This window comes from Pseudonocardia kujensis (assembly GCF_021283305.1).
Taxonomy (GTDB): domain Bacteria; phylum Actinomycetota; class Actinomycetes; order Mycobacteriales; family Pseudonocardiaceae; genus Pseudonocardia; species Pseudonocardia kujensis.
The window spans coordinates 27,835-48,107 of record NZ_JAJSOK010000062.1; the positions used below are offsets into that span (position 1 = coordinate 27,835).

The 20,273-nt window shown below is 74.3% G+C and carries 13 protein-coding genes; 8 read left to right on the top strand and 5 right to left on the bottom strand.

Annotation, left to right across the window (positions count from 1 at the left end; genetic code table 11):
• Window positions 1-50 precede the first annotated feature (50 nt).
• A complete protein-coding gene (locus LWC35_RS30465; protein ID WP_232873736.1) occupies window positions 51-1,265 on the top strand; it encodes an MFS transporter in 1,215 nt (404 codons plus the stop codon).
• Here LWC35_RS30465 and LWC35_RS30470 read toward each other — a convergent pair.
• The gene (locus LWC35_RS30470; protein WP_232873737.1) at window positions 1,255-2,868 is read right to left on the bottom strand and encodes a flavin-containing monooxygenase; all 1,614 of its coding nucleotides are present in this window, start codon (window positions 2,866-2,868) and stop codon (window positions 1,255-1,257) included. The two genes, LWC35_RS30465 and LWC35_RS30470, sit on opposite strands and share 11 nt — an antisense overlap.
• A 224-nt stretch (window positions 2,869-3,092) precedes the next feature.
• Between LWC35_RS30470 and LWC35_RS30475 the strand changes: the two genes are divergently transcribed.
• Entirely contained in the window at window positions 3,093-4,829 is a 1,737-nt protein-coding gene (locus tag LWC35_RS30475; RefSeq protein ID WP_232873738.1) for a sigma-54-dependent Fis family transcriptional regulator, read from the top strand.
• 1 nt (window position 4,830) lies between these two features.
• On the opposite strand, the gene LWC35_RS30480 is transcribed toward LWC35_RS30475, so the two are convergent.
• Window positions 4,831-5,646 carry a DUF72 domain-containing protein gene (locus tag LWC35_RS30480; RefSeq protein WP_232873739.1) on the bottom strand — a complete coding sequence of 272 codons (816 nt, stop codon included), beginning with the start codon at window positions 5,644-5,646 and terminating at the stop codon, window positions 4,831-4,833.
• Between the two features lie 28 nt (window positions 5,647-5,674).
• Here LWC35_RS30480 and LWC35_RS30485 point away from each other — a divergent pair, with 28 nt between their 5' ends.
• The 6 genes from LWC35_RS30485 to LWC35_RS30510 all read left to right on the top strand — a co-directional run bounded on the left by LWC35_RS30485 (window position 5,675) and on the right by LWC35_RS30510 (window position 15,978).
• The gene (locus tag LWC35_RS30485; RefSeq protein ID WP_232873740.1) at window positions 5,675-6,982 is read left to right on the top strand and encodes a M20 family metallopeptidase; all 1,308 of its coding nucleotides are present in this window, start codon (window positions 5,675-5,677) and stop codon (window positions 6,980-6,982) included.
• A gap of 144 nt (window positions 6,983-7,126) precedes the next feature.
• Complete coding sequence (locus LWC35_RS30490) at window positions 7,127-7,945, top strand: serine hydrolase domain-containing protein (protein ID WP_232873741.1); 819 nt, start codon at window positions 7,127-7,129, stop codon at window positions 7,943-7,945.
• Window positions 7,946-8,339: 394 nt separating this feature from the next.
• Window positions 8,340-8,600 carry a DUF8836 family protein gene (locus tag LWC35_RS30495; protein ID WP_232873742.1) on the top strand — a complete coding sequence of 87 codons (261 nt, stop codon included), beginning with the start codon at window positions 8,340-8,342 and terminating at the stop codon, window positions 8,598-8,600.
• 171 nt (window positions 8,601-8,771) lie between these two features.
• Entirely contained in the window at window positions 8,772-13,067 is a 4,296-nt protein-coding gene (gene hrpA, locus LWC35_RS30500; RefSeq protein WP_232873743.1) for an ATP-dependent RNA helicase HrpA, read from the top strand.
• A 44-nt stretch (window positions 13,068-13,111) separates the two neighbouring features.
• Entirely contained in the window at window positions 13,112-14,305 is a 1,194-nt protein-coding gene (locus LWC35_RS30505) for an acyl-CoA dehydrogenase family protein (RefSeq protein ID WP_232873744.1), read from the top strand.
• A gap of 80 nt (window positions 14,306-14,385) precedes the next feature.
• Window positions 14,386-15,978 carry a fatty acyl-CoA synthetase gene (locus tag LWC35_RS30510; protein ID WP_232873745.1) on the top strand — a complete coding sequence of 531 codons (1,593 nt, stop codon included), beginning with the start codon at window positions 14,386-14,388 and terminating at the stop codon, window positions 15,976-15,978.
• Window positions 15,979-16,000: 22 nt separating this feature from the next.
• Here the strand turns inward: LWC35_RS30510 and LWC35_RS30515 are convergent, their stop codons facing one another.
• The 3 genes from LWC35_RS30515 to LWC35_RS30525 all read right to left on the bottom strand — a co-directional run.
• Entirely contained in the window at window positions 16,001-16,378 is a 378-nt protein-coding gene (locus LWC35_RS30515; protein ID WP_232873746.1) for a rhodanese-like domain-containing protein, read from the bottom strand.
• Complete coding sequence (locus tag LWC35_RS30520) at window positions 16,375-16,908, bottom strand: cysteine dioxygenase (RefSeq protein WP_232873747.1); 534 nt, start codon at window positions 16,906-16,908, stop codon at window positions 16,375-16,377. Before LWC35_RS30520 ends, LWC35_RS30515 begins: the two co-directional genes overlap by 4 nt.
• Before the next feature lie 218 nt (window positions 16,909-17,126).
• The coding region (locus tag LWC35_RS30525; RefSeq protein ID WP_232873748.1) for a SpoIIE family protein phosphatase at window positions 17,127-20,273 on the bottom strand (3,147 nt) is incomplete at its 5' end.

Here is a 20,273-nt window from a genome sequence, read left to right on the forward strand (position 1 = left end):
TCGTCACGTCCGGGCGAATCCCGGGCGCGGCTCCGTTAGCGTTGCTCATCGTGAGCCGCGACCAGTCCGCCTTCCGCGTGGGCGCCGGCGCCGTCTCGATCACCACCTCGACGGTGCTGCCGATCTTCCTCACCGGCGCGCTGGCGGTGCAGATCTCCGCCGAGCTGGGCTTCGACCCCGCGGGGCTCGGCCTGGTCGTGGCGCTCTACTTCGCCGTCTCGGCGCTGGTCTCGCTGCCCGTCGGGAAGATCGTCGAACGCCTGGGCTCGGGCCGGACCAGCCGCATCGCCGTGCTCGGGGCGGCCGCGTTCATGCTGCTCACGGCCGGTCTGGCGCGGAACTACGCCTCGCTCGTCGCGATCCTGCTGTGCGGGGCGTGGTGCAACGTCATGGGCCAGCTCTCCTCGAACCTCACCCTCGCGCGCTCGATGCCGGCCGCGCGCATGGGCCTGTCCTTCGGGGTCAAGCAGGCGTCGGTGCCGCTGGCGACGCTGCTGGCGGGCGTCGCCGTCCCGGCCGTCGCCCTGACCGTCGGGTGGCGCTGGGCCTACGTGATCGGGGCAGGACTGGCGCTGACCTCCCTGGCCGCCGCGCCGCGGGGCTCCGGCCCCGGCGCCCGTGACCGCACGGTCCCCGAGGACCGGGCGACGGCGGCGCTGTCGGTCGTCGGCGCCGCCGCGGGTCTGGGCGCGGCGAGCGCGACCGGGCTGGGCATCTTCCTCGTGGCCTCGGCGGTGGACCGGGGTGTGGAGCCCGGGCTCGCGGGCCTGGTCCTGACCCTCGGGAGCGTCGTCGGGCTGCTGATGCGGATGCTGCACGGCTGGCTCGCCGACCGGCGCGCGGGCGGGCACGTGGCGGTGGTCGCGGGGTGCCTGCTGTTGGGCGCGGCCGGGCTCCTGCTGCTCGCCGTGCCCGGACCGGTCGCGCTGGTCGTCGGCACGGTCCTGGGTTTCGGGCTCGGCTGGTCGTGGCCGGGCCTGCTGCAGTTCGCGGTGGTGCGGCTCAACCCGTCGGCCCCCGCGGCGGCGACGGCGATCGTGCAGGTCGGCGTGTACGCCGGCGGGTTCCTCGGGCCCGTCGGGTTCGGGTTCCTGGCCGCGCACGCCTCGTTCACCACGGCCTGGGTCGTGGCCGCGGCCGCGATGGTGGTGGCCGGCGTCGGCGTCCTGCTCGGGCGCCGGATGTTGCTGGCGCACACCCGCAGGTCGGCCGGGGTCGTGGGGGCCGGGCGCGAGCCCGCCCGGCGCCCACGGGTCACCGGCTGAGGCGCAGGCCCTCGTAGCCGCGCGCGGCCACCTCGTCGCAGGCGACGAAGTAGTTGTTGGCGCCCCCGAACCAGACGTTCACCACGTGTGCCTTGCCCGGGATGTTCGCCCCGGTGAACCACGAGTGGACGCCCTCGCCGAGGGTCAGCAGGGTCGGCTCGACCGCCTCCTGCACCCGCCGGCCCCAGTCCGCCTCCGCCTCCTCGGTCGCCTCGACGGTCCGCAGCCCCTCCGCGCGCGCGTGGTCGAGGGCGTCGCCGATCCACTCGACGTTCTTCTCGATGCACACCGGCAGGTTGGCGAACGGGCTCATCGGCCCCGAGATCATGAACAGGTTGGGGAAGCCCGCCACCGTCAGCCCGAGGTAGGTCTTGGGCGCGTCCAGCCACTTCTCCTTGAGCGTCAGCCCGTCCCGGCCACGGATGTCGATGGCGGTGTGCGCGCCCGTGACGGCGTCGAACCCGGTGGCGAGGACCAGGACGTCGAACTCGTACTCGCGGTCGGCGGTGCGCACGCCGGTCGGCGTGATCCCGCGGATCGGCGCGCCCTTCGCCGAGACGTCGACGAGGGTGACGTTGTCGCGGTTGTAGGCCTCGTAGTAGTCGTGCCCGGCAGGCGGGCGCTTGCCCGAGTACGGGTAGCCGCGCGGCGAGAGCAGCTCGGCGACCTCCGGGTCGTCGACCGTCTCCCGGATCTTGGACCGGATGAACTCGGCGGCCGCCTCGTTGGCGTCGGGATCGAGGATCAGGTCGTCGAAGGTCTCGAACAGGAACCGGAAGCCGCCGCGCGACCAGCCGTCCTCGAAGATCCGCCTGCGCTCCTCCTCGTCGACCGCCATCGCGGGCCCGTTCCCCGGGTCGAACGGCATGGCGAACGAGTGGTTGCGCGCCTTCTCCAGGATCTCGCGGTTGCGGGCCTTGAGGTCGGCGATCTCCGCGGGCGCCATCGGCCGGTTCTGCGCCGGGACCACGTAGTTCGGGGTGCGCTGGAAGACGGTCAGCTCGGCCGCCTGCTCCGCGATGATCGGGATCGCCTGCACCCCGGTGGCCCCGGTGCCGATGATCCCGACCCGCTTGCCCGTGAGGTCGACGCCCTCCTCCGGCCACCGGCAGGTCAGGTACAGGTCGCCGGCGAAGGAGTCGAGGCCCGGGAAGTCCGGCACGTGCGGGTGGGTCAGGAAGCCCAGCCCCGTGACCACCCACTTCGCCCGGAGCAGCTCGCCGGAGTCGGTCGTGACGTCCCAGCCGGCCCCGTCCGCCCCGTCCACGAACTCCATCGCCGTGACCCGGGTGGAGAAGCTGATGTCGCGGCGCAGGTCGAACTTGTCCGCGACGAAGTCCAGGTAGCGCAGCATCTCCGGCTGGCCCGGGTACCGCTCGGACCAGGTCCACTCCTCGACCAGCTCCTTGCTGAAGGAGAGCTGGTAGTAGTAGCACTCGCTGTCGGTCCGGGCGCCCGGGTAGCGGTTCCAGAACCACGTCCCGCCGACGCCGCTGCCGGCCTCGATCACCCGGGCGCGCAGGCCGGACTCGCGGGCGCGGTGCAGCATGGCCAGGCCGGCGAAGCCCGCGCCGACGATCACCAGGTCCAGGTCGTCGTCCATCAGTTCTCCTTCTCGAGGCCCAGGCGCGGGCGGAGCCAGATCGTCCGCAGCTCCGCGGACCCCGCGCTCGCCATGGCCGGGGATCATGCGGGGGCGCTTCGTCGGAAAGTGTCCGACTTCGCGACATCACCCGAACGGTCGTCAGGTGTGTTGCGTTCTCGGACACCGGGACACCGGCCCCCGTGTTTCACTCGACGGACTGCCGCGACGGAGGGGTGGTGCGGATGACGCTCGACGAGCGCGAGCGCACGGTCCGGGTGGCCCGCGAGGACTTCCTGTCCGGGGAGCGCCCCAGCGCGCGGCTGCGGCCGGAGATCGCCTCGTCGTGGCGCCGCTGCCGGCTCTCCGGGGTCGAGGCCGACGCCGACTCCGTCCCCTACGAACCGCTGCTCGGCGCCAACCGGCTGCTCACCACGGCGGCCACCCCGGTGCTCGACTGGCTCGCCGACCAGCTCACCGGCGGCACCGCCGTGATCCTCGCCGACGCCGACGCCCGGATCCTCGACCGCCGCGCCGAGGGCCAGACCCTGTCCCGGCACCTCGACCGGGTGCTCTGCGCCCCCGGCTTCAACTTCGGCGAGGAGCACATCGGGACCAACGGCGTGGGCAGCGTCCTGGAGTCCCCGGGGCCGGTGATGATCGCCGGGGCCGAGCACTACCGGGACAACCTGCAGGGCTTCACGTGCGTCGGCACGCCGCTGCGGCACCCGGTGCACCGCCGCCTGGTCGGGGTGCTCGACGTGTGCTGCCGCTACGACGACACCAACGGCCTGATGACCCCGCTGCTGCTCTCGGCCTCGCGGGAGATCGAGTCCCGGATGTACGCCGAGTCGTCGCTGCGCGAGCGGATGCTGCTGGAGGAGTTCCTCAAGGTCTCCCGCCGGACGTCCGCGGCGGTCGTCACCCTGAACCAGGACTTCATCATCACCAACACCGCGGCGGCGTCGCTGCTCGACCCGGCCGACCACGCCCTGCTGTGGGAGTGGGCGTCGGGCTCGATGCCCCGGCGCGGGGAGTTCGCCGGAGAGGTCCGGCTGAGCCGGGACGTCGTGTTGCACGGGCGGGCGCGAACCGTCGGCGAGGTGCGGGACGGCCCCGCGGGGGTGTTGGTCGAGCTGCGCCGGCCCGCGAACGGCTCGCCGCACCGCCGCCGGGACGCGCCGCGGCCACACGAGGCGGACCTCCTGCCCGGCCGCAGCGCGGCGTGGCGGCGGGCGCTGGCCGAGCTGGCCGCGGCCGACCGCTCGGGCCTCGACGTCCTGGTCACGGGCGAGCCGGGGGTCGGCAAGCTGCGCGCGACGGAGCGGCTCGGCGACCCGGACCGTACGGTGCTCGACGCCGCGCTCGCCGTCGTCGACCCCGGTTGGCCGGACCAGGTGCGGCGCCGCCTCGGCCTGCCCGGGACGCTGGTGCTGCGACACCTCGACCGCACCCCGGAGCCGCTCCTCCCCACGATCGCCGCCCTGCTCGACGGGCCGCGGTCCGCACGGGTCGTGGCGACGGCGGACGGGTCCTCCGACTGCCGGTTGCTCGACCACTTCCCCGCGCGGGTCGAGCTGCCGCCGCTGCGGCACCGCCCGGAGGACATCCCCGACATCGCGCCGGTCCTGCTGGCCCGGGGCGAGGGCCCGGCGCCGCGGCTGCAGGCCCAGGCGGTGCAGGCGCTGATGGCGCTGGAGTGGCGGGGCAACGTCCGCGAGCTCGCCGCGGTCCTCGGCTCGGCGCGGCTGCGGTCGATGGGCGGCGACATCGCGCTGTCCCACCTGCCCGCCGAGCACCGTCGCGCCGTGAACGGGCCGTCGCTGCCCACGCTCAAGCGCAGCGAGCGCGAGGCGATCCTCGAGGCGCTCTCCGACGCGAACGGCAACAAGCTCGCCGCGGCCGGGCGGCTGGGCATCGCCCGCTCCACGCTCTACCGCAAGATGCGGGCGCTCGGGATCGACGACAAGCGCTGGGCCTGAGTCACTCCCCGAGCCGTTCGGCCAGGGCGATCGCATCGAACGGGGCGTGCACCTTGACGTCGTTGTCGAAGTAGACGAGCACGTCGAGGCCCGCCGCGAGCCAGCCCCGGATCCGGTCGGCCCACACGTCCAGCGCCTCCGGCGTGTAGCCGCTGACGTAGAGCTCCTGGTCGCCGTGCAGCCGGACGTAGACGTGGTCGCTGGTCACGTCGGTGAGGAAGGGCCACTTGCCGGCGGTGTCCGCGACCACCAGGCCGACGTCGTGCTCCCGCAGGAGGTCGAGGAAGGCCGGGTCGCGGAAGCTCTCGTGCCGGACCTCCACGGCGTGCCGCAGCGGGCGGTCGGCGTCGGTCTCCAGCAGGTTGCGACCCTCGAGGCGCTCGTCGTGCTCCTTCGCGAGCGCGGCCGCGCCGGCGGTGGTGTGCGGCAGCAGCTCGAGGAAGGCCCGCATCCGGGCCGGGTCGAACCGCATCCGCGGCGGCAGCTGCCACAGCACCGGACCGAGCTTGGGGCCGAGCGCCAGCACGCCGGAGGCGAAGAAGTTGGCCACCGGGGTGCGGACCTCGCGCAGCTGCTTCAGGTGGGTGACGAACCGCGGCCCCTTGACCGCGAACAGGAAGTCCGGCGGCGTCTCCTCCCGCCAGCTCACCCAGCTCTCGGGCCGGTGCAACGAGTAGAAGGACCCGTTGACCTCGATCGACGACACCGCGCGCGAGAGGTACTCCAGCTCGCGGCGCTGGGCGAGGCCCTTGGGGTAGAACACGCCCCGCCACGGCGGGTACCGCCAGCCCGACGTCCCGGTCCGCACCTCGGCCACGTGGTCATCCTGGCCTAGGGTGCGGCAGGTGCGCAGCGAACCCGTCCCGCCCGCCGACGGCTACCTCCGCGCCCTGGTGGCCGCGACCGAGCGGGCGGTCGCCGACGCCGAACCGCTCGGCTCGGACCACGCCGGGGCCTCCGCGGAGCTCCGCGACCCCGTCGCCGACGCCGTCGTCGAGCTGGGCGACGAGCTGGTGGCGCTGAGCCGCGACCTGCACGCCCACCCCGAGACCTCCTTCGCCGAGCACCGTTCCGTCGCTGCCGTGGCCGACCTGCTGAAGCGGCACGGGCACGAGGCGGAGGTCGGGATCGCCGGGCTGGAGACGGCGTTGCGCGTGGGCGTCGGCGACGACGGGCCCCACGTCGGCATCCTCGCCGAGTACGACGCCCTCCCGGGGATCGGGCACGGCTGCGGCCACAACGTCATCTGCACGACGGCGGTCGGCGCGTACCTCGCGCTCGCCGGCCGGGCACCGGGGCGGGTCACCCTGTTCGGCACGCCCGCCGAGGAGGGCGGGGGCGGCAAGGAGACGATGGCGCGGGCCGGGGTGTTCGACGACGTCGACGCCGTCGTGATGCTCCACCCCTTCTCCCACGACGTCGCCATGCACCCGTTCCTCGGCCGCCGGCAGGTGGAGATGGTGTTCCGCGGGGTGGCGGCGCACGCCGCGGCACAGCCGTTCATGGGCCGCAACGCCCTCGACGCCGCCGTGGCCGCCTACACCGGGGTCGCGGCGCTGCGCCAGCACCTCCCGCCGGGCGACCGGCTGCACGGGGTGTTCACCGACGGCGGGTCGCGCCCCAACGTCGTCCCGGACCGGGCGGCGCTGCTGTTCTACGTCCGCTCGACGGAGCCGGACACCCTGCGGGACCTGGCGGCGCGCGTCACGGCGATCGCCGAGGGCGCAGCGCTGATGCACGGTTGCGGTGTCGAGCTCACCTGGGACGAGAAGCCCGCCTACCTGCCGATCCGGCACAACCGGGCGCTGGCCGGGCGGTGGGCCGTCAACCAGCGCGAGTGCGGCCGGACGCCGCTCGCCCCCGGTGTCGTCCCCGAGTTCCTCACCGGCTCCACCGACCTGGGGAACCTGAGCTACCGGATGCCCGCCATCCACCCGATGCTCGCGATCTCGGGGCCCACGGACTCGCTGCACACCGTCGAGTTCGCCGAGGCGGCGGGCGGACCGGGCGGCGACGCGGGGGTCCGCGACGGCGCCCTCGGCCTCGCCCTCACGGCCCTGGACTACCTCGCCGACCCGGCGCTGCGCGAGGCCGTGCACGCCGAGTTCGAGGCGCAGGGCGGGGCGGTCGACGTGCCGCACTATTTCGACTGAGCGGAGCTTGCGGAGCGAACATCGGCACTGAGCGAAGCTTGCGGAGCGAACATCGGCACTGAGCGAAGCTTGTGGAGCGAACATCGGCACTGAGCGGGGCCTGCGGAGCGAACATCGGGCACCGCCGCCAACTACGCTCGACCCGTGGATCTCGCCCGCGCCACGCGCGCCGTCCTGGACTGGCCCGTCGACCACGTCGCCGCCGCGGTGGTGGGAACCGACGGCGAGGTCCGCGCGACGGCGGGGGACCTCGACCGGGAGTTCCGCCTCGCCTCGGTGACCAAGCTGCTCTCCGCGTACGCCGTGCTCGTCGCGGTCGAGGAGGGCGCGATCGAGTGGGACGACCCGGCCGGCCCCGAGGGCTCCACGATCCGGCACCTCGCCGCACACACCTCCGGCCTCGCCTTCGACTCCGACGACGTCCAGGCGAAGCCGGGCACCCGGCGGATCTACTCGAACGCCGGGTTCACGGTGCTCGGCGACGCGATCGCCAAGGCCAGCGGCATCGCGTTCCCGGAGTACCTGCGCGAGGCGGTCCTCGCCCCGCTCGGGCTCGACGCGACCGAGCTGCGCGGCCCCGCGGGCTCCGGTGCGTTCTCCACGGCGGCGGACATGACGCGGTTCGCCGCCGAGCTGCTGGCGCCCACGCTCGTCGCGCCGGCGACCTTCGCCGAGGCCACCGGGGTCGTCTTCCCGGGCCTCAACGGCGTGCTGCCCGGCTACGGCTCGCAGCGCCCCAACGACTGGGGCCTCGGCTTCGAGATCCGCGGCGGCAAGAGCCCGCACTGGACCGGCACCCGCAACTCGCCGCGCACCTTCGGGCACTTCGGCCAGTCCGGGACCTTCCTGTGGGTCGACCCCGACGCGGGCGCCGCCTGCGTGGTGCTCACCGACCGGAAGTTCGGCGAGTGGGCCGTCGAGGCCTGGACGCCGTACAACGACGGGATCGTCGACGCCCTGTGAGACGCCCTGTGAGCAGCCCGTAGGCGGGCGGATCCGGAACGTGACCCACGACACCCTCCCGAACCGGGAATCATCCGCGGGTCCCACCCGTTGGAGCACATGTCCGAGCCGGGCGAGCAGTGTCCCCGGGCCGCAACAGATAAACGCCACCGCGGAATACCGTACGGCTGGAGCCGCGGTGTGCCACTCGCCGCGAGGCGACCTGCGTCCGGCTCGGACCCCATCGTCGACCAGGGAATTTCTCCCCGGCCGCGTGGGTTGAAGGAAGCGTCCGGATCGGGCGGACTCCGTGTCCCCGGGTCTCACCCCCTGCCGCTGCGAGCGGCCACGCGCCGAGAGGCGACCGGCCGTCCGTCCGGGCCTTCCCACCCCTACTTCGCTCGAGGAGCACGCCATGAAGGGCGACCGCGTCGAGATCGTGGTCGACGCCGGCAGCGGCACCACCAAGACCTACGAGGTCGAGGCGACCCGCGCCGGGCGCCGGGTCGACATCGCGCAGACCCGCGGGACCGTCGAGGTCAGCGAGGTCACCCGCGGGGGCACGGCCGTGCGCACCGCCCGTTTCCTGGCCGGCCGCGTGATCGCGCTCGTCGAGCACCCGGCCGCCGACGAGCCGGTGGCCGAGGAGATCACCCGGTCCCTCCGCTCGGCCTGACGGGCCGCAAACCCGTCGCGCCGCACCGCTCCGCCGACCAGACTGAGCCGGCGCGGGCGTGCTCCACGGTGTGATCCACACCGCCCGCCGGAACAGATCCTCCGGCCGGGCCGTTGGACGACGTGCCCGCCGGGCGCGGTCCTCGCCCCCGACAGGCAGACTTGACGAACGATGACCTCCATCCGAACCACCGGGAACACGGCTGCGCGCACGGGCGATCCCTCTGCACGCACCGACGTTCCCCTCCCGTCCGGTCCGCATCCCACCACCGCGACCGGACCCGCCGCCCCGCAGGCCGCGGCAGCGCCCCAGAACGGCAGCGCTGCGGCCCCGGAGAGCGGCGACCGGACCCGCCGCCGTCCACCCCGCCGGCGCGGGTCCCGGGGCCGGAGCGCACCCGCCGAGAGGCGGGGGAACGCGCCCGGCCCCGCCAGCGCCTCTCCCGACGGCCGCCCCGCCGAGGAGCGCCGTGAGTCCGGGAACGGCCGTCGCCGTGGCCCGCGTCCCGAGCGCACCGAACCCGCCGGGCCGTCCGCCCCGTCGCTGCCCGCGGAGGTCCTCGCCGACCTCGAACGCCGCATCGCCCGGCTGGGCCCGCAGGACGCGGCCCGCCTGACCCGCCGGTTCCGCGGCGCGCGTCGCTCCGGCGACGGCACCGCCCAGCAGGCCGTGGCCGACGCCGTCGCCGCGGCCGAGCACCGCCTCGAGCGCCGGCGCACCGCGCTGCCCCGGATCGCCTACCCGGCCGCGCTGCCCGTCAGCGCGCGCCGCGAGGACATCGCCGCCGCGATCCGCGACAACCAGGTCGTGATCGTCGCCGGTGAGACGGGCTCCGGGAAGACCACGCAGCTGCCCAAGATCTGCCTCGAGCTGGGCCGCGGCGTCACCGGAATGATCGGCCACACCCAGCCGCGGCGGCTCGCCGCCCGCACCGTCGCCGCCCGTATCGCCGAGGAGCTCGGCACCGAGCTGGGCGACCTCGTCGGCTGGAAGGTCCGCTTCACCGACCAGGTGGGCGACCGCACGATGGTCAAGCTGATGACGGACGGCATCCTGCTCGCCGAGCTCACCGGCGACCGGGACCTGCTGCAGTACGACACGCTCATCATCGACGAGGCGCACGAGCGCAGCCTCAACATCGACTTCATCCTGGGCTACCTCACGCAGCTGCTGCCCCGGCGCCCCGACCTCAAGGTGATCATCACCTCGGCGACGATCGACCCCGAGCGGTTCGCGCGGCACTTCGGCACGGCCGGGCAGCCCGCCCCGATCGTCGAGGTCTCCGGCCGCTCCTATCCCGTCGAGGTGCGCTACCGGCCCGTCGTCGACCCCGACGACCCCGACGCCGACCCGGACCGCGAGGAGATCGACGCGATCGGCGACGCCGTCACCGAGCTGCAGCGCGAGGGCCCCGGCGACATCCTCGTGTTCCTGCCCGGCGAGCGGGAGATCCGCGACACGGCGGACGCGTTGACGCGCCGGAACCTCCGCAACACCGAGATCCTGCCGCTCTACGCCCGGCTGACCACCGCCGAGCAGCAGCGCGTCTTCGCCCCGCACCCCGGCAACCGGATCGTGCTGGCCACCAACGTGGCCGAGACCTCGCTGACGGTCCCCGGCATCAAGTACGTGATCGACACGGGCACCGCCCGCATCTCGCGCTACTCCCGGCGGCTCAAGGTGCAGCGGCTGCCGATCGAGAAGGTGTCGCAGGCCAGCGCCAACCAGCGCGCCGGCCGCTGTGGCCGCACGTCGGACGGCATCTGCATCCGGCTCTACGCCGAGGACGACTTCGACGCGCGGCCCGAGTTCACCGACCCGGAGATCCTGCGCACCAACCTGGCGTCGGTCGTGCTGCAGATGATCGCGCTGGACCTGGGCGAGATCTCCGCGTTCCCGTTCGTGGAGCCGCCGGACAAGCGCGACGTCGCCGACGGCCTCGCCCTGCTGCACGAGCTGGGCGCGGTCGACAACGGCGCGCTGACCGGGGTGGGCCAGGCCCTCGCCCGGCTGCCCGTCGACCCCCGGCTGGGCCGGATGCTGGTGGAGGCCAACCGGACCGGCTGCCTCACCGAGGTGCTGGTGATCGCCGCGGCGCTGTCGGTGCAGGACCCGCGCGAGCGCCCGACCGAACAGCGCCAGGCCGCCGACGAGAAGCACAACCGCTTCCGCGTGGAGGGCTCGGACTTCCTGGCGTTCGTCACGCTCTGGCAGTACCTGGCCGAGCAGCGGGCGGCGCTGTCCGGCAACCGGTTCCGCCGTACGCTGCGCGAGGAGTTCCTGCACTACCTGCGCATCCGCGAGTGGTGGGACCTGCACGGCCAGCTCTGCCAGGCCGCGCGGTCGGCCGGGATGACCGCCAACGACGCGCCCGCCGACCCCGACCGGATCCACCAGGCGTTGCTCTCCGGGCTGCTGTCCCAGGTGGGCCTGCTGGAGGAGACGGACAAGCGCAAGGACGTGAAGGAGCGCCCCAGGAAGGATCGGCCCGGCGCGCGGGAGTACCTCGGGGCCCGCAACGCGAGGTTCGCGATCTGGCCCGGCTCGGCGCTGGCGAAGAAGCCGCCGCGCTGGGTGATGGCGGCCGAGCTCGTCGAGACGTCCCGGCTGTGGGCGCGGACCGTCGCGCGCATCGAGCCGGAGTGGATCGAGCCGCTCGCCGGACATCTCGTCAAGAAGACGTATTCGGAGCCGCACTGGTCCCGCAAGCGCGCGAGCGCGGTCGCGACCGAGCGGGTGACGCTGCACGGCATCCCCGTGATCGCCGACCGGACCGTGGAGTTCGGCCGCATCGACCCCGAGGTGTCCCGCGACCTGTTCCTGCGGCACGCCCTCGTGGAGGGCGACTGGGAGACCCGGCACCGGTTCTTCCACGCCAACCGGGAGCTGCTCGACGACGCCGAGGAGCTCGAGCACCGCGCCCGGCGCCGTGACCTCGTGGTCGACGAGGACACCCTCTTCGACTTCTACGACCGGCGGGTGCCGGCGTCCGTGGTGTCCGGACGGCACTTCGACTCCTGGTGGAAGAAGGAGTCGCGGCGGAGCCCGGACCTGCTCGACTTCACCCTCGAGATGCTGGAGACCGAGGCCGCGCGCGGGGTCGACCGCGCCGCGTACCCGGACCACGTCGCCGCCGGCGGGCTGACCCTGCCGCTGTCGTACGCGTTCGAGCCCGGGCACCACACGGACGGCGTGACCGTCGACGTGCCGGTGGCCGCGCTGCACCAGGTCGACCCGACGCCGTTCACCTGGCAGGTCCCGGGCCTGCGCGAGGAGCTCGTCACGGCCTTGATCAAGACGCTGCCGAAGACCCTGCGCCGCAACTTCTCGCCCGCCCCCGACCACGCCAGGGCCGTGCTCGCCCGGGTGCGCGCCGGGGACGAGCCCCTGCTCGACGCGCTGGAGCGCGAGCTCGGGCGGATGCGCAACGTCCGGATCGGGCGCGACGACTGGGAGCTGGACCGGCTGCCCGAGCACCTCGTCGTGACCTTCCGGGTGCTCGACGAGAAGGGCCACGAGCTGGCCCGCGGCACCGACCTCGAGGCGCTGCGCGAACAGCTCGCCCCGCAGGTCCGGCAGGAGATCGCGGCCGCGGGCCGGGACGTCGAGCGGACGGGGCTCACCACCTGGGACCTCGAGGAGCTCCCCCGCGAGCTGCCCATCCGGCGCGGTACGCACGTCGTGACCGGGTTCCCGGGCCTGCTCGACCGGGGCAGCTCCGTCGACGTCCGGGTGTTCGCCACGGCCGCCGAGCGGGACGCCGCGCACCGCCGCGGCGTCCGGCGGCTGCTGCTGCTCGCCACGCCCTCGCCGGCCAGGCAGGTGCAGCGCGGGCTGGACAACAGGGCGAGGCTGACGCTCTCGCGCAACCCGCACGGCAGCGTCGACGCGCTGCTCGAGGACTGCGTGACGTGCGCGGCCGACCATCTCCTCGCCCGGGCCGGCGGCCCGTGCTGGGACGCCGCCGGCTACGAGCGGCTCAAGGGCGTGTTCGCCCAGCACCTGGGCGGCACGACGATGCAGGTCCTGCAGGCCGTCCGTGCGGTCCTGGACCGCTGGCACCCGGTGCAGGCGGCGCTGGCCGACCTGCGCTCCCCCACCACCCGGGAGGGCGTGGCGGACATCCGCGCCCAGCTCGCGGCGCTGGTCGGCCCGGGCTTCGCCACCGCCGCCGGGGCGAACCGGCTGGCCGACGTCGCGCGCTACCTCCAGGCCGTCGGGATCCGGATCGACAAGCTCCGCACCGACCCGGCCCGGGACGCCGAGTGGACCGCGCAGATCCGCGTCGTCGCCGACGAGTACGCCGACGAGGTCGCCGCGCTGCCCGACGGCGTCGATCCCCCGGCGGGCCTGGTCGAGGTGCGCTGGATGATCGAGGAGCTGCGGGTGAGCCTCTACGCGCACCCGATGAGGACCCGCCACCCGGTCTCGATCAAGCGGATCCAGAAGGCGCTGGACGAGCTGTAACGGTTCGACGTGCCGGCCGGGCCGGCACAGGGCAAGGTGATCCCATGGAGCCGCAGTACGCCCACCTCGGCGAGGCGCTGGGGACGGACTTCTTCTCGGTCCGCGAGCAGTTCACGGACGAGCAGTGGGAGCGGTTCGCCACCGTCCGCAAGTTCGTCGACGCCGAGGTGCTGCCGGAGATCGGCGGGTACTGGGAGCGCGGCGAGCTGCCGTGGCACCTGATCCGCAGGCTCCCCGAGCTGGGCATCGTGGGCGAGACGATCACCGGCTACGGCGCGGCCGGCATGAGCCCGCTGGCCTGCGGGCTCGTGCACATGGAACTGCACCGGGGCGACGGGTCACTGGGCACCTTCCTGGGCGTGCACGCCGGGCTGGCGATGCAGTCGATCGCGATGTGCGGCAGCGAGGAGCAGAAGCAGCGCTGGCTGCCGTCGATGTCCACGATGCAGCGGCTGGGTGCCTTCGCGCTCACCGAGCCGGACCACGGCTCGGACTCGGTCGCGCTGGAGACCACCGCCCGCCGCGAGGGCGACCACTGGGTGCTCGACGGCCGCAAGCGCTGGATCGGCAACGGCACGATCGCCGACCTCGTCGTCGTGTGGGCCCGGGACGTGGCCGACGGCGAGGTGAAGGGCTTCGTCGTGGAGACCCCGGCCGAGGGCTACGAGGCCACGGTGATCGGCGGCAAGGTGTCGGTGCGCGCCGTCTGGCAGGCCGACCTCACGCTCACGGGAGTGCGCGTGCCCGAGGAGAACCGGCTGACCGGGGCGCGGACCTTCGCCGACTTCGCCGAGGTCCTGGCGAGCACCCGGGGGCTCTGCGCCTGGATGGCGCTCGGCCACGCGACCGCGGGCTACGACGCCGCCCTCCGGTACGCGAAGGAGCGCACCCAGTTCGGCAAGCCCCTGGCCGCGTTCCAGATCGTGCAGGAGAAACTCGTCGGCATGCTCGCCGACCTCACCGGCATGCAGCTGTACTGCATGCAGATCGGCCGGCTCGCCGAGGTCGGGCGGCTGTCCCCGACGGTCGCCGGGCTGGCCAAGCGGAACAACACCCAGGCCGCCCGGCGGATCCTCGGCACCGCCCGGGACCTCTTGGGCGGCAACGGGATCCTGCTCGAGCACCACGTCGCCCGGCACTGGGCGGACATCGAGGCGGTGCACACCTTCGAGGGCACCGAGACCATGCAGACACTGATCGTCGGCAAGGAGATCACGGGGATCGGGGCGTTCTCCTGATCCTTCTCCGGAGCCTCGACGGCGGGGCCGGCACCGCGGTCTACTGATCTCCGACCGGCTCGACGAGGAGGCCCCCGCACATGACCGACGACGACAGCGCCGACGACCTGGACGGCTATCTGCCGCCGTACACCGCGGAGATCGCCCGGGCACGGTGGCAGAGCATCGGTGCACTCCTGGCCCGTACGGCGAAGAAATACCCGAGCAAGCTCGCCGTGGTCCACCGCGCCACCCGGCGCACCTTCGCCGAGCTCGACGCCGACGCCAACCGGGTGGCGAACGCCCTGGTGGCACAGGGGGTGCGGCGGAACCGCCGGGTGGCGATCCTGTCGCACAACTCGTACGCCTTCGTCGTCGCCTACTTCGCGCTGGCCCGGATCGGCGCGATCTCCGTCCCGGTCAACTTCAACTTCACCCCGGGCGAGGTGCGCTACGCGCTGGAGGACAGCGGGGCCCGGGCGGCGATCGTCTCGGAGCGGCTCGCGCCGACGTTCGAGGAGGCAGGCGTCCCGGTCGAGCTGCGGGTCGTGGTCGGCGCGCGGGAGGGCTGGGTGCCCTTCGACGAGCTGCTCGCGCACCCCGACGCGACCGAGCCGGACGTCGAGATCGGCGACGACGACCCGGTCCAGCTGCTCTACACCAGCGGCACCACGTCCGCACCCAAGGGCGCGATCATGACCAGCCGGAACCTCATCGCCCAGTACGTCTCGGACATCGTCGACGGCGAGTACCATCGCGACGACGTCGAGCTGCACGCCCTGCCGCTCTACCACTGCGCGGCCCTGCACGACTTCCTCACCCCGGACGTCTACCTCGGCGCGACCAGTGTGGTCGTCGACTCGCCGGACCCGGGGACGATCCTGCGCACGGTCGAGGCCGAGAAGATCACCAAGATGTTCTGCCCGCCCACGGTCTGGATCCGGCTGCTGCGCTCCCCCGACTTCGACCGGTACGACCTGAGCTCGCTGCGGAAGGGCTACTACGGCGCGGCGATCATGCCCGTGGCCGTACTCAAGGAGCTGGGCGAACGGCTGCCCGCGATCCGCCTGTTCAACTACTACGGCCAGACCGAGCTGGCGCCCAACGCCACCGTGCTGTTCCCGGAGGAGCAGATCACGAAGGCGGGCACGGCGGGGCGGGCGAGCCTGAACGTCGAGACCCGGCTGCACGACGACGAGGACGACCCCGTTCCCGTCGGACAGGTGGGCGAGATCGTGCACCGCACCCCGCACGCCATGCGCGGGTACTGGGGCAAGCCGGAGGCGACCGCCGAGGCCTTCCGGAACGGCTGGTTCCACAGCGGCGACCTCGGGGTGATGGACGCCGACGGCTACCTCACGATCGTCGACCGCAAGAAGGACATCATCATCACCGGCGGCGAGAACGTCGCGAGCCGCGAGGTCGAGGACGCCATCTACGAGCACCCGGCGGTCAGCGAGGTCGCGGTGTTCGGGGTGAAGCACCCGGAGTGGATCGAGGCCGTCGCCGCCGCGGTCGTGCTCCGGGAGGGCGCCTCCGCGGAGCCGGCGGAGATCGTCGCGCACACCCGCGAGCGCCTTGCGGGGTTCAAGGCGCCCAAGTACGTGGTGGTCGTCGACGAGCTGCCCAAGAACCCCAGCGGCAAGATCCTCAAGCGGGAGCTCCGCGACACCTACGCCGCCCTCGCCGACTGACCGCTGCGGCAGCCCTCGGGCGTCAGCCGGTGGGGAGGCCCGCCGCCTTCCAGGCCCGGAACCCGCCGTCGAGGTCGGTGGCGTTGTGCAGGCCCAGGTCCTGCAGGGAGGCGGCGGCGAGGCTGGAGCTGTAGCCCTCCGAGCAGGCCACGATCCAGGTCACGTCGTGGTCGACGGCCTCGGGGATGCGGGCGTCGGAGGCCGGGTCGAGCCGCCACTCCAGGTGGTTGCGCTCGATGACCAGGGCGTCGGCGAAGGAGCCCTCCTCGTCGCGCTGCCACTGCGGGCGGGTGTCGACCAGGCGCGCGCCCCGCTCCAGCAGCGTGGCGGCCTCCTGCGGCCCCACGCGGTGCAGCCGGGCCCGCGCCTCGGCCAGCACGTCGGCGATCGAGCGGCTCATGCCCCCACCTTCTCCGGTTCGTCCGTCAGCTCGGTGCGGGTGCGGCGCAGGAACTCCCCGCCCGGGCCGGACGCCACCTCGTAGTAGCTCATCGCGGTCAGCGGCGGCGAGTAGGCGTGCACGCTGACCGCGGGCGTCTCGAGGTGGTTGGCGACGTCGTGCACGTGGCCGAGCGGGAAGGCGGCGCCGCGCCCCGCCCGCAGCGTACGGGCACGCAGCCCCTCACCGGCGACCCAGCGCTGCTCGACGAGGCCACCGGAGACCACGGTGAGCGCGCCGAGCGAGCCGGCGTGGTCGTGCAGCTCCGCGATCTGCTCCTGGGCCCAGCTGATCAGCCAGACGTCCACGACGTCGTCGGAGTGCAGGCGGCGCGACCAGCGGTGCACGGGATCGACGTGCACCGCGTGCCGTCCGAGGCGGACCTCCTCGGCGTACCGGCGGGTCAACGCGGTGAGATCGGACAGGTCGAGCGGGGTCGGAGCGGTGGGACGCAGGGCACGGGGACGAGCGGCAGGGGCGTGCGCGAGCACGGGGCACTCCAGGGACGGACGACGCGAGGGGGACGTGGGTCAGCTCGAGCTGCGAGGTCCCTGACAGCACTCGTCGAACACGTACCCGCGGCGGCTCTCCCAGATCGGGCCGAGGTTCCACGCGGGCATCACGCCCGCGATTCCAGCACACCGCGGGCCCGGACGGAAATCGCTCCCAGCGGCCGGACCCGCGGACCGAATGTCCGGTCACGCCCTGCTCAGGGGTCCGGGACCACGCCGATCAGGGTGTCCAGCCCGGCGAGGACCAGGATCCGGCGCGCCGGGCTGTCCGAGGGTGTGACCACGCTCAACTCCGTACCGCCGGCCCGCGCACGCTGGGCGAGCTCGGACAGCAGCGCGATCCCCGAGCTGGAGACGTACGAGTCCGCGGCCAGGGTGAGCGTGAGCGGCCCGCCGCGGTCCAGCTCGGCCAGCAGGTCCGAGCGCACCGCCGCGACGCCGGCGAGGTCGAGGTCGCCCTCCACGTGCACGCGCACCGTGTGCCGGTCCGCCCAGCGGCGCAGCCGGGTGACGGACGGGCCCCCGCCGGCCCGGGCCGGCCCGGCGGGCCGGTCGGCCGCGCCGCCGGGCAGCCGGGGGACCACCTCCACGGGCAGCGCCGGCAGCCGGAACCGGACCTCGGTGCCGTCGTCGGTCGGGAGGACCTCGACGTCCTCGGCCAGCTCGCGGATCAGCGCGAGCCCCCGCCCCCGGTAGCCCGGGTCGGCGGGCGGCGGCCGCCAGAGCCCGTGGTCGACGACCCGGACCGCGACCGAGCCCTCGGGCTGCAGCTCCAGGGTGAGCCCGACCGCGTCGGCACCCGGCGCCTCGCCGTCGGTGTAGGCGTGCTCGACGGCGTTGGTCACCGCCTCCCCGACGGCGAGCTGCAGGTCGGTGGTGCCGTCCTCGCCGAGTCCGCAGCACGCGGCCCACTCCCCGATCGCCCGGCGCATCGGGGCCAGGCACTCGGCGTCGGCCGGCATCGACCGGGTCAGCGGCTCGGGCACCCGGCGGGCGAGCACCACCACCGTGTCGTCCGGGGCTCCCTCCGCGTCGAGCATCCGCTCGAGGAGCACGTCGACCATGTCCGACGGCCGGTGGGCGGCGAGCGAGCCGAACGTCTCGGCCAGCCGGTCCATGCCGTCGTCGATCACCTCGGTGCGGCGCTCGAAGAGCCCGTCCGAGCAGAGCAGGATCGTCTCACCCGGCTCGATCCGGCCCTCGGCCTCCGCGAACGGCGGGCGACCCGCGACGCCGAGCGGCGTGCCCCGGCCGCCGCCGAGCAGGCGGACCCCGTCCGGCCCGGCGACCAGCGGCGCGGGGTGCCCCGCACACGCGTAGCGCAGCACACCCGAGGCCGTGTCCACGACCGCGCAGGCGACGGTGCTGGCCCGTGCCCCGGTGACCCGACGGGCGAAGAGGTCGAGCTGCTCCAGCGCGGTGGCCGGGGGCTGGCCGTTGACCAGGTTCGCGGCGAGCGCGCTGCGCAGCTGGCCCATCACGGCGGCCGCGGACGGGCCGCGCCCGACGACGTCGCCGACCACCAGCGCCACCCGCCCGTCGGCGAGGTCGAGCACGTCGAACCAGTCGCCGCCGGCCTCGGTGCCCTCGGTCCCGGGGTTGTACCGGGTGGCGACGGCGAGCCGGTCGAGCTGCGGCAGCTCCTGCGGCAGCAGGCTGCGCTGCAGGGTCACCGCGACCTCGTGCTCGGCCTGGTGCAGCCGCGCCCGCTGCACGGCCTGCGCGCACTGGCTGGCCAGGGTGAGCACGAGCCCGCGCTCGTCCGGCCCGAACGCCGGGTCCCGGCCGAAGCCGAGCCCGATCACCCCGATCGCCCGGCCCGCGACCAGCAGCGGGACGGCGGTCCGCACCGGGTACGGACCGGGCGGGCCCTCGGCGGCCCAGATCGGCTCGGCGGAGCGGACCACCTGGCCGAGCGGGTGGTCGGAGGTCACGCGCAGGCCGTGCTCGACGATCCGGCCGTCGGCCGACCAGCCCTCGGCGGCGAGGGTGTGCAGCAGACCCTCGTCGTCGACCAGCAGCACGACGACGGCCTCGGCGCCGATCGCCGAGCGCGCGTGGGCGAGGATCACGTCGGCCACCGACTCCAGGTCGGTCGCCCGGGACAGCGCGGTGGCCACGGCCCCGAGCCGCTCGGCCAGCCGGCGGCCCTCGGTCTCGGCGACCAGCAGCAGGGAACGGTCCAACGCCTGCGCCGCCAGCTCCGCGACGGCGAGCGTCGCCTCCCGGTCGTCGGCCGTGAGGGCCCGCGGCCCCGTGAACCCGACGGCGATCATGCCCAGGTCCCGGTCGCCCGCCACGAGCGGCACCCAGAAGGCGGCCTCGATCCCGAAGGCGGCCAGCCACTCCGCGGCGGGGGCGTGCTCGTCGTGCAGGCCCGCGGCGTCCTCGAACCACAGGGCCTGGCGGGAACGCAACGCCGTCCGCGCCGGATGGTCGCCCGCGACGGCGACGGTGGTGAGCTCCGCAGGCGGTTCGCCCTCCCAGCCCTGCAGCGCCAGGAGCTGCAGGTCCTCGCCGCGGTTCTGCCACACGCCGGCCACCGCGGACCCGAGGAGAGCCACCAGGTGGCTGGTGGCCGTCCGGGCGACCTCGGCGGGGGTCGCGGCCGCCGACATCTCGGCGGTCGCGCGGTGCAGCAGACCCAGGCGGGTGCTGCTCGCCCGCTCCTGCTCGAGCAGCCGCGCGTTGTCCACCGCGACCGCCGCCCGCCGCGCAATCTCGGTGAACAGCGCGACGTCGGACTCGTCGAGCACCGGCGAGGCGCCCGTGCGCGCGACGGCGAACATGCCCAGCATGCCGCCGCGGGCGCGCAGCGGGACGAACAACGCCGAGTGTGCCCCCGACCGCCGCCACACCTCCTGTGCCTCGGGCGGGGTCGCGGCGAACGCGGCCGCGAGCTTCTCGGGCGGGAGCAGGACCGGCTCCTCGAGGTCGGCGAGCTCCCACAGCACCGGCAGGCCGGGGACCGTGCGGAGCCCCCGCTCGACGTCCGGGTCGGTGGCCGCGACGATCCGCAGGGCCGGGCCCGCGCCGTCGTCGGTGAAGACGCGCACGATGTCGCCCAGGCCCTCGTCGACCACGGTCCGGGCGAACGCCTCGAGCCGCGCGGACTGGCTGATCTCCCGGTCGAGGGCGTCGCCGACCGTGGCGTAGAGCTGGTGGCGGCGCTGCTCGGTGTGCCGGGCGTCGATGTCGAGGCAGCCGCCGACGTAGCCGACCCGGCGCCCGGCCGGCCCGCCGTCCGAGCCGGCGGCCGCGCCGACCGGGGCGCCGCGGTCGAGCACCCAGCGGAACCGGCCGTCGCCGCCCCGCAGCCGGTACTCCACCTCGAACGGCGCGCC

Coding starts and splice junctions, on each gene's coding strand:
- LWC35_RS30470 (WP_232873737.1), bottom strand. CDS start 2,868: ATGGACGACGACCTGGACCTGGTGATCGTCGGCGCGGGCTTCGCCGGC.
- LWC35_RS30510 (WP_232873745.1), top strand. CDS start 14,386: ATGACCGACGACGACAGCGCCGACGACCTGGACGGCTATCTGCCGCCG.
- LWC35_RS30515 (WP_232873746.1), bottom strand. CDS start 16,378: ATGAGCCGCTCGATCGCCGACGTGCTGGCCGAGGCGCGGGCCCGGCTG.
- LWC35_RS30475 (WP_232873738.1), top strand. CDS start 3,093: ATGACGCTCGACGAGCGCGAGCGCACGGTCCGGGTGGCCCGCGAGGAC.
- hrpA (WP_232873743.1), top strand. CDS start 8,772: ATGACCTCCATCCGAACCACCGGGAACACGGCTGCGCGCACGGGCGAT.
- LWC35_RS30495 (WP_232873742.1), top strand. CDS start 8,340: ATGAAGGGCGACCGCGTCGAGATCGTGGTCGACGCCGGCAGCGGCACC.
- LWC35_RS30505 (WP_232873744.1), top strand. CDS start 13,112: ATGGAGCCGCAGTACGCCCACCTCGGCGAGGCGCTGGGGACGGACTTC.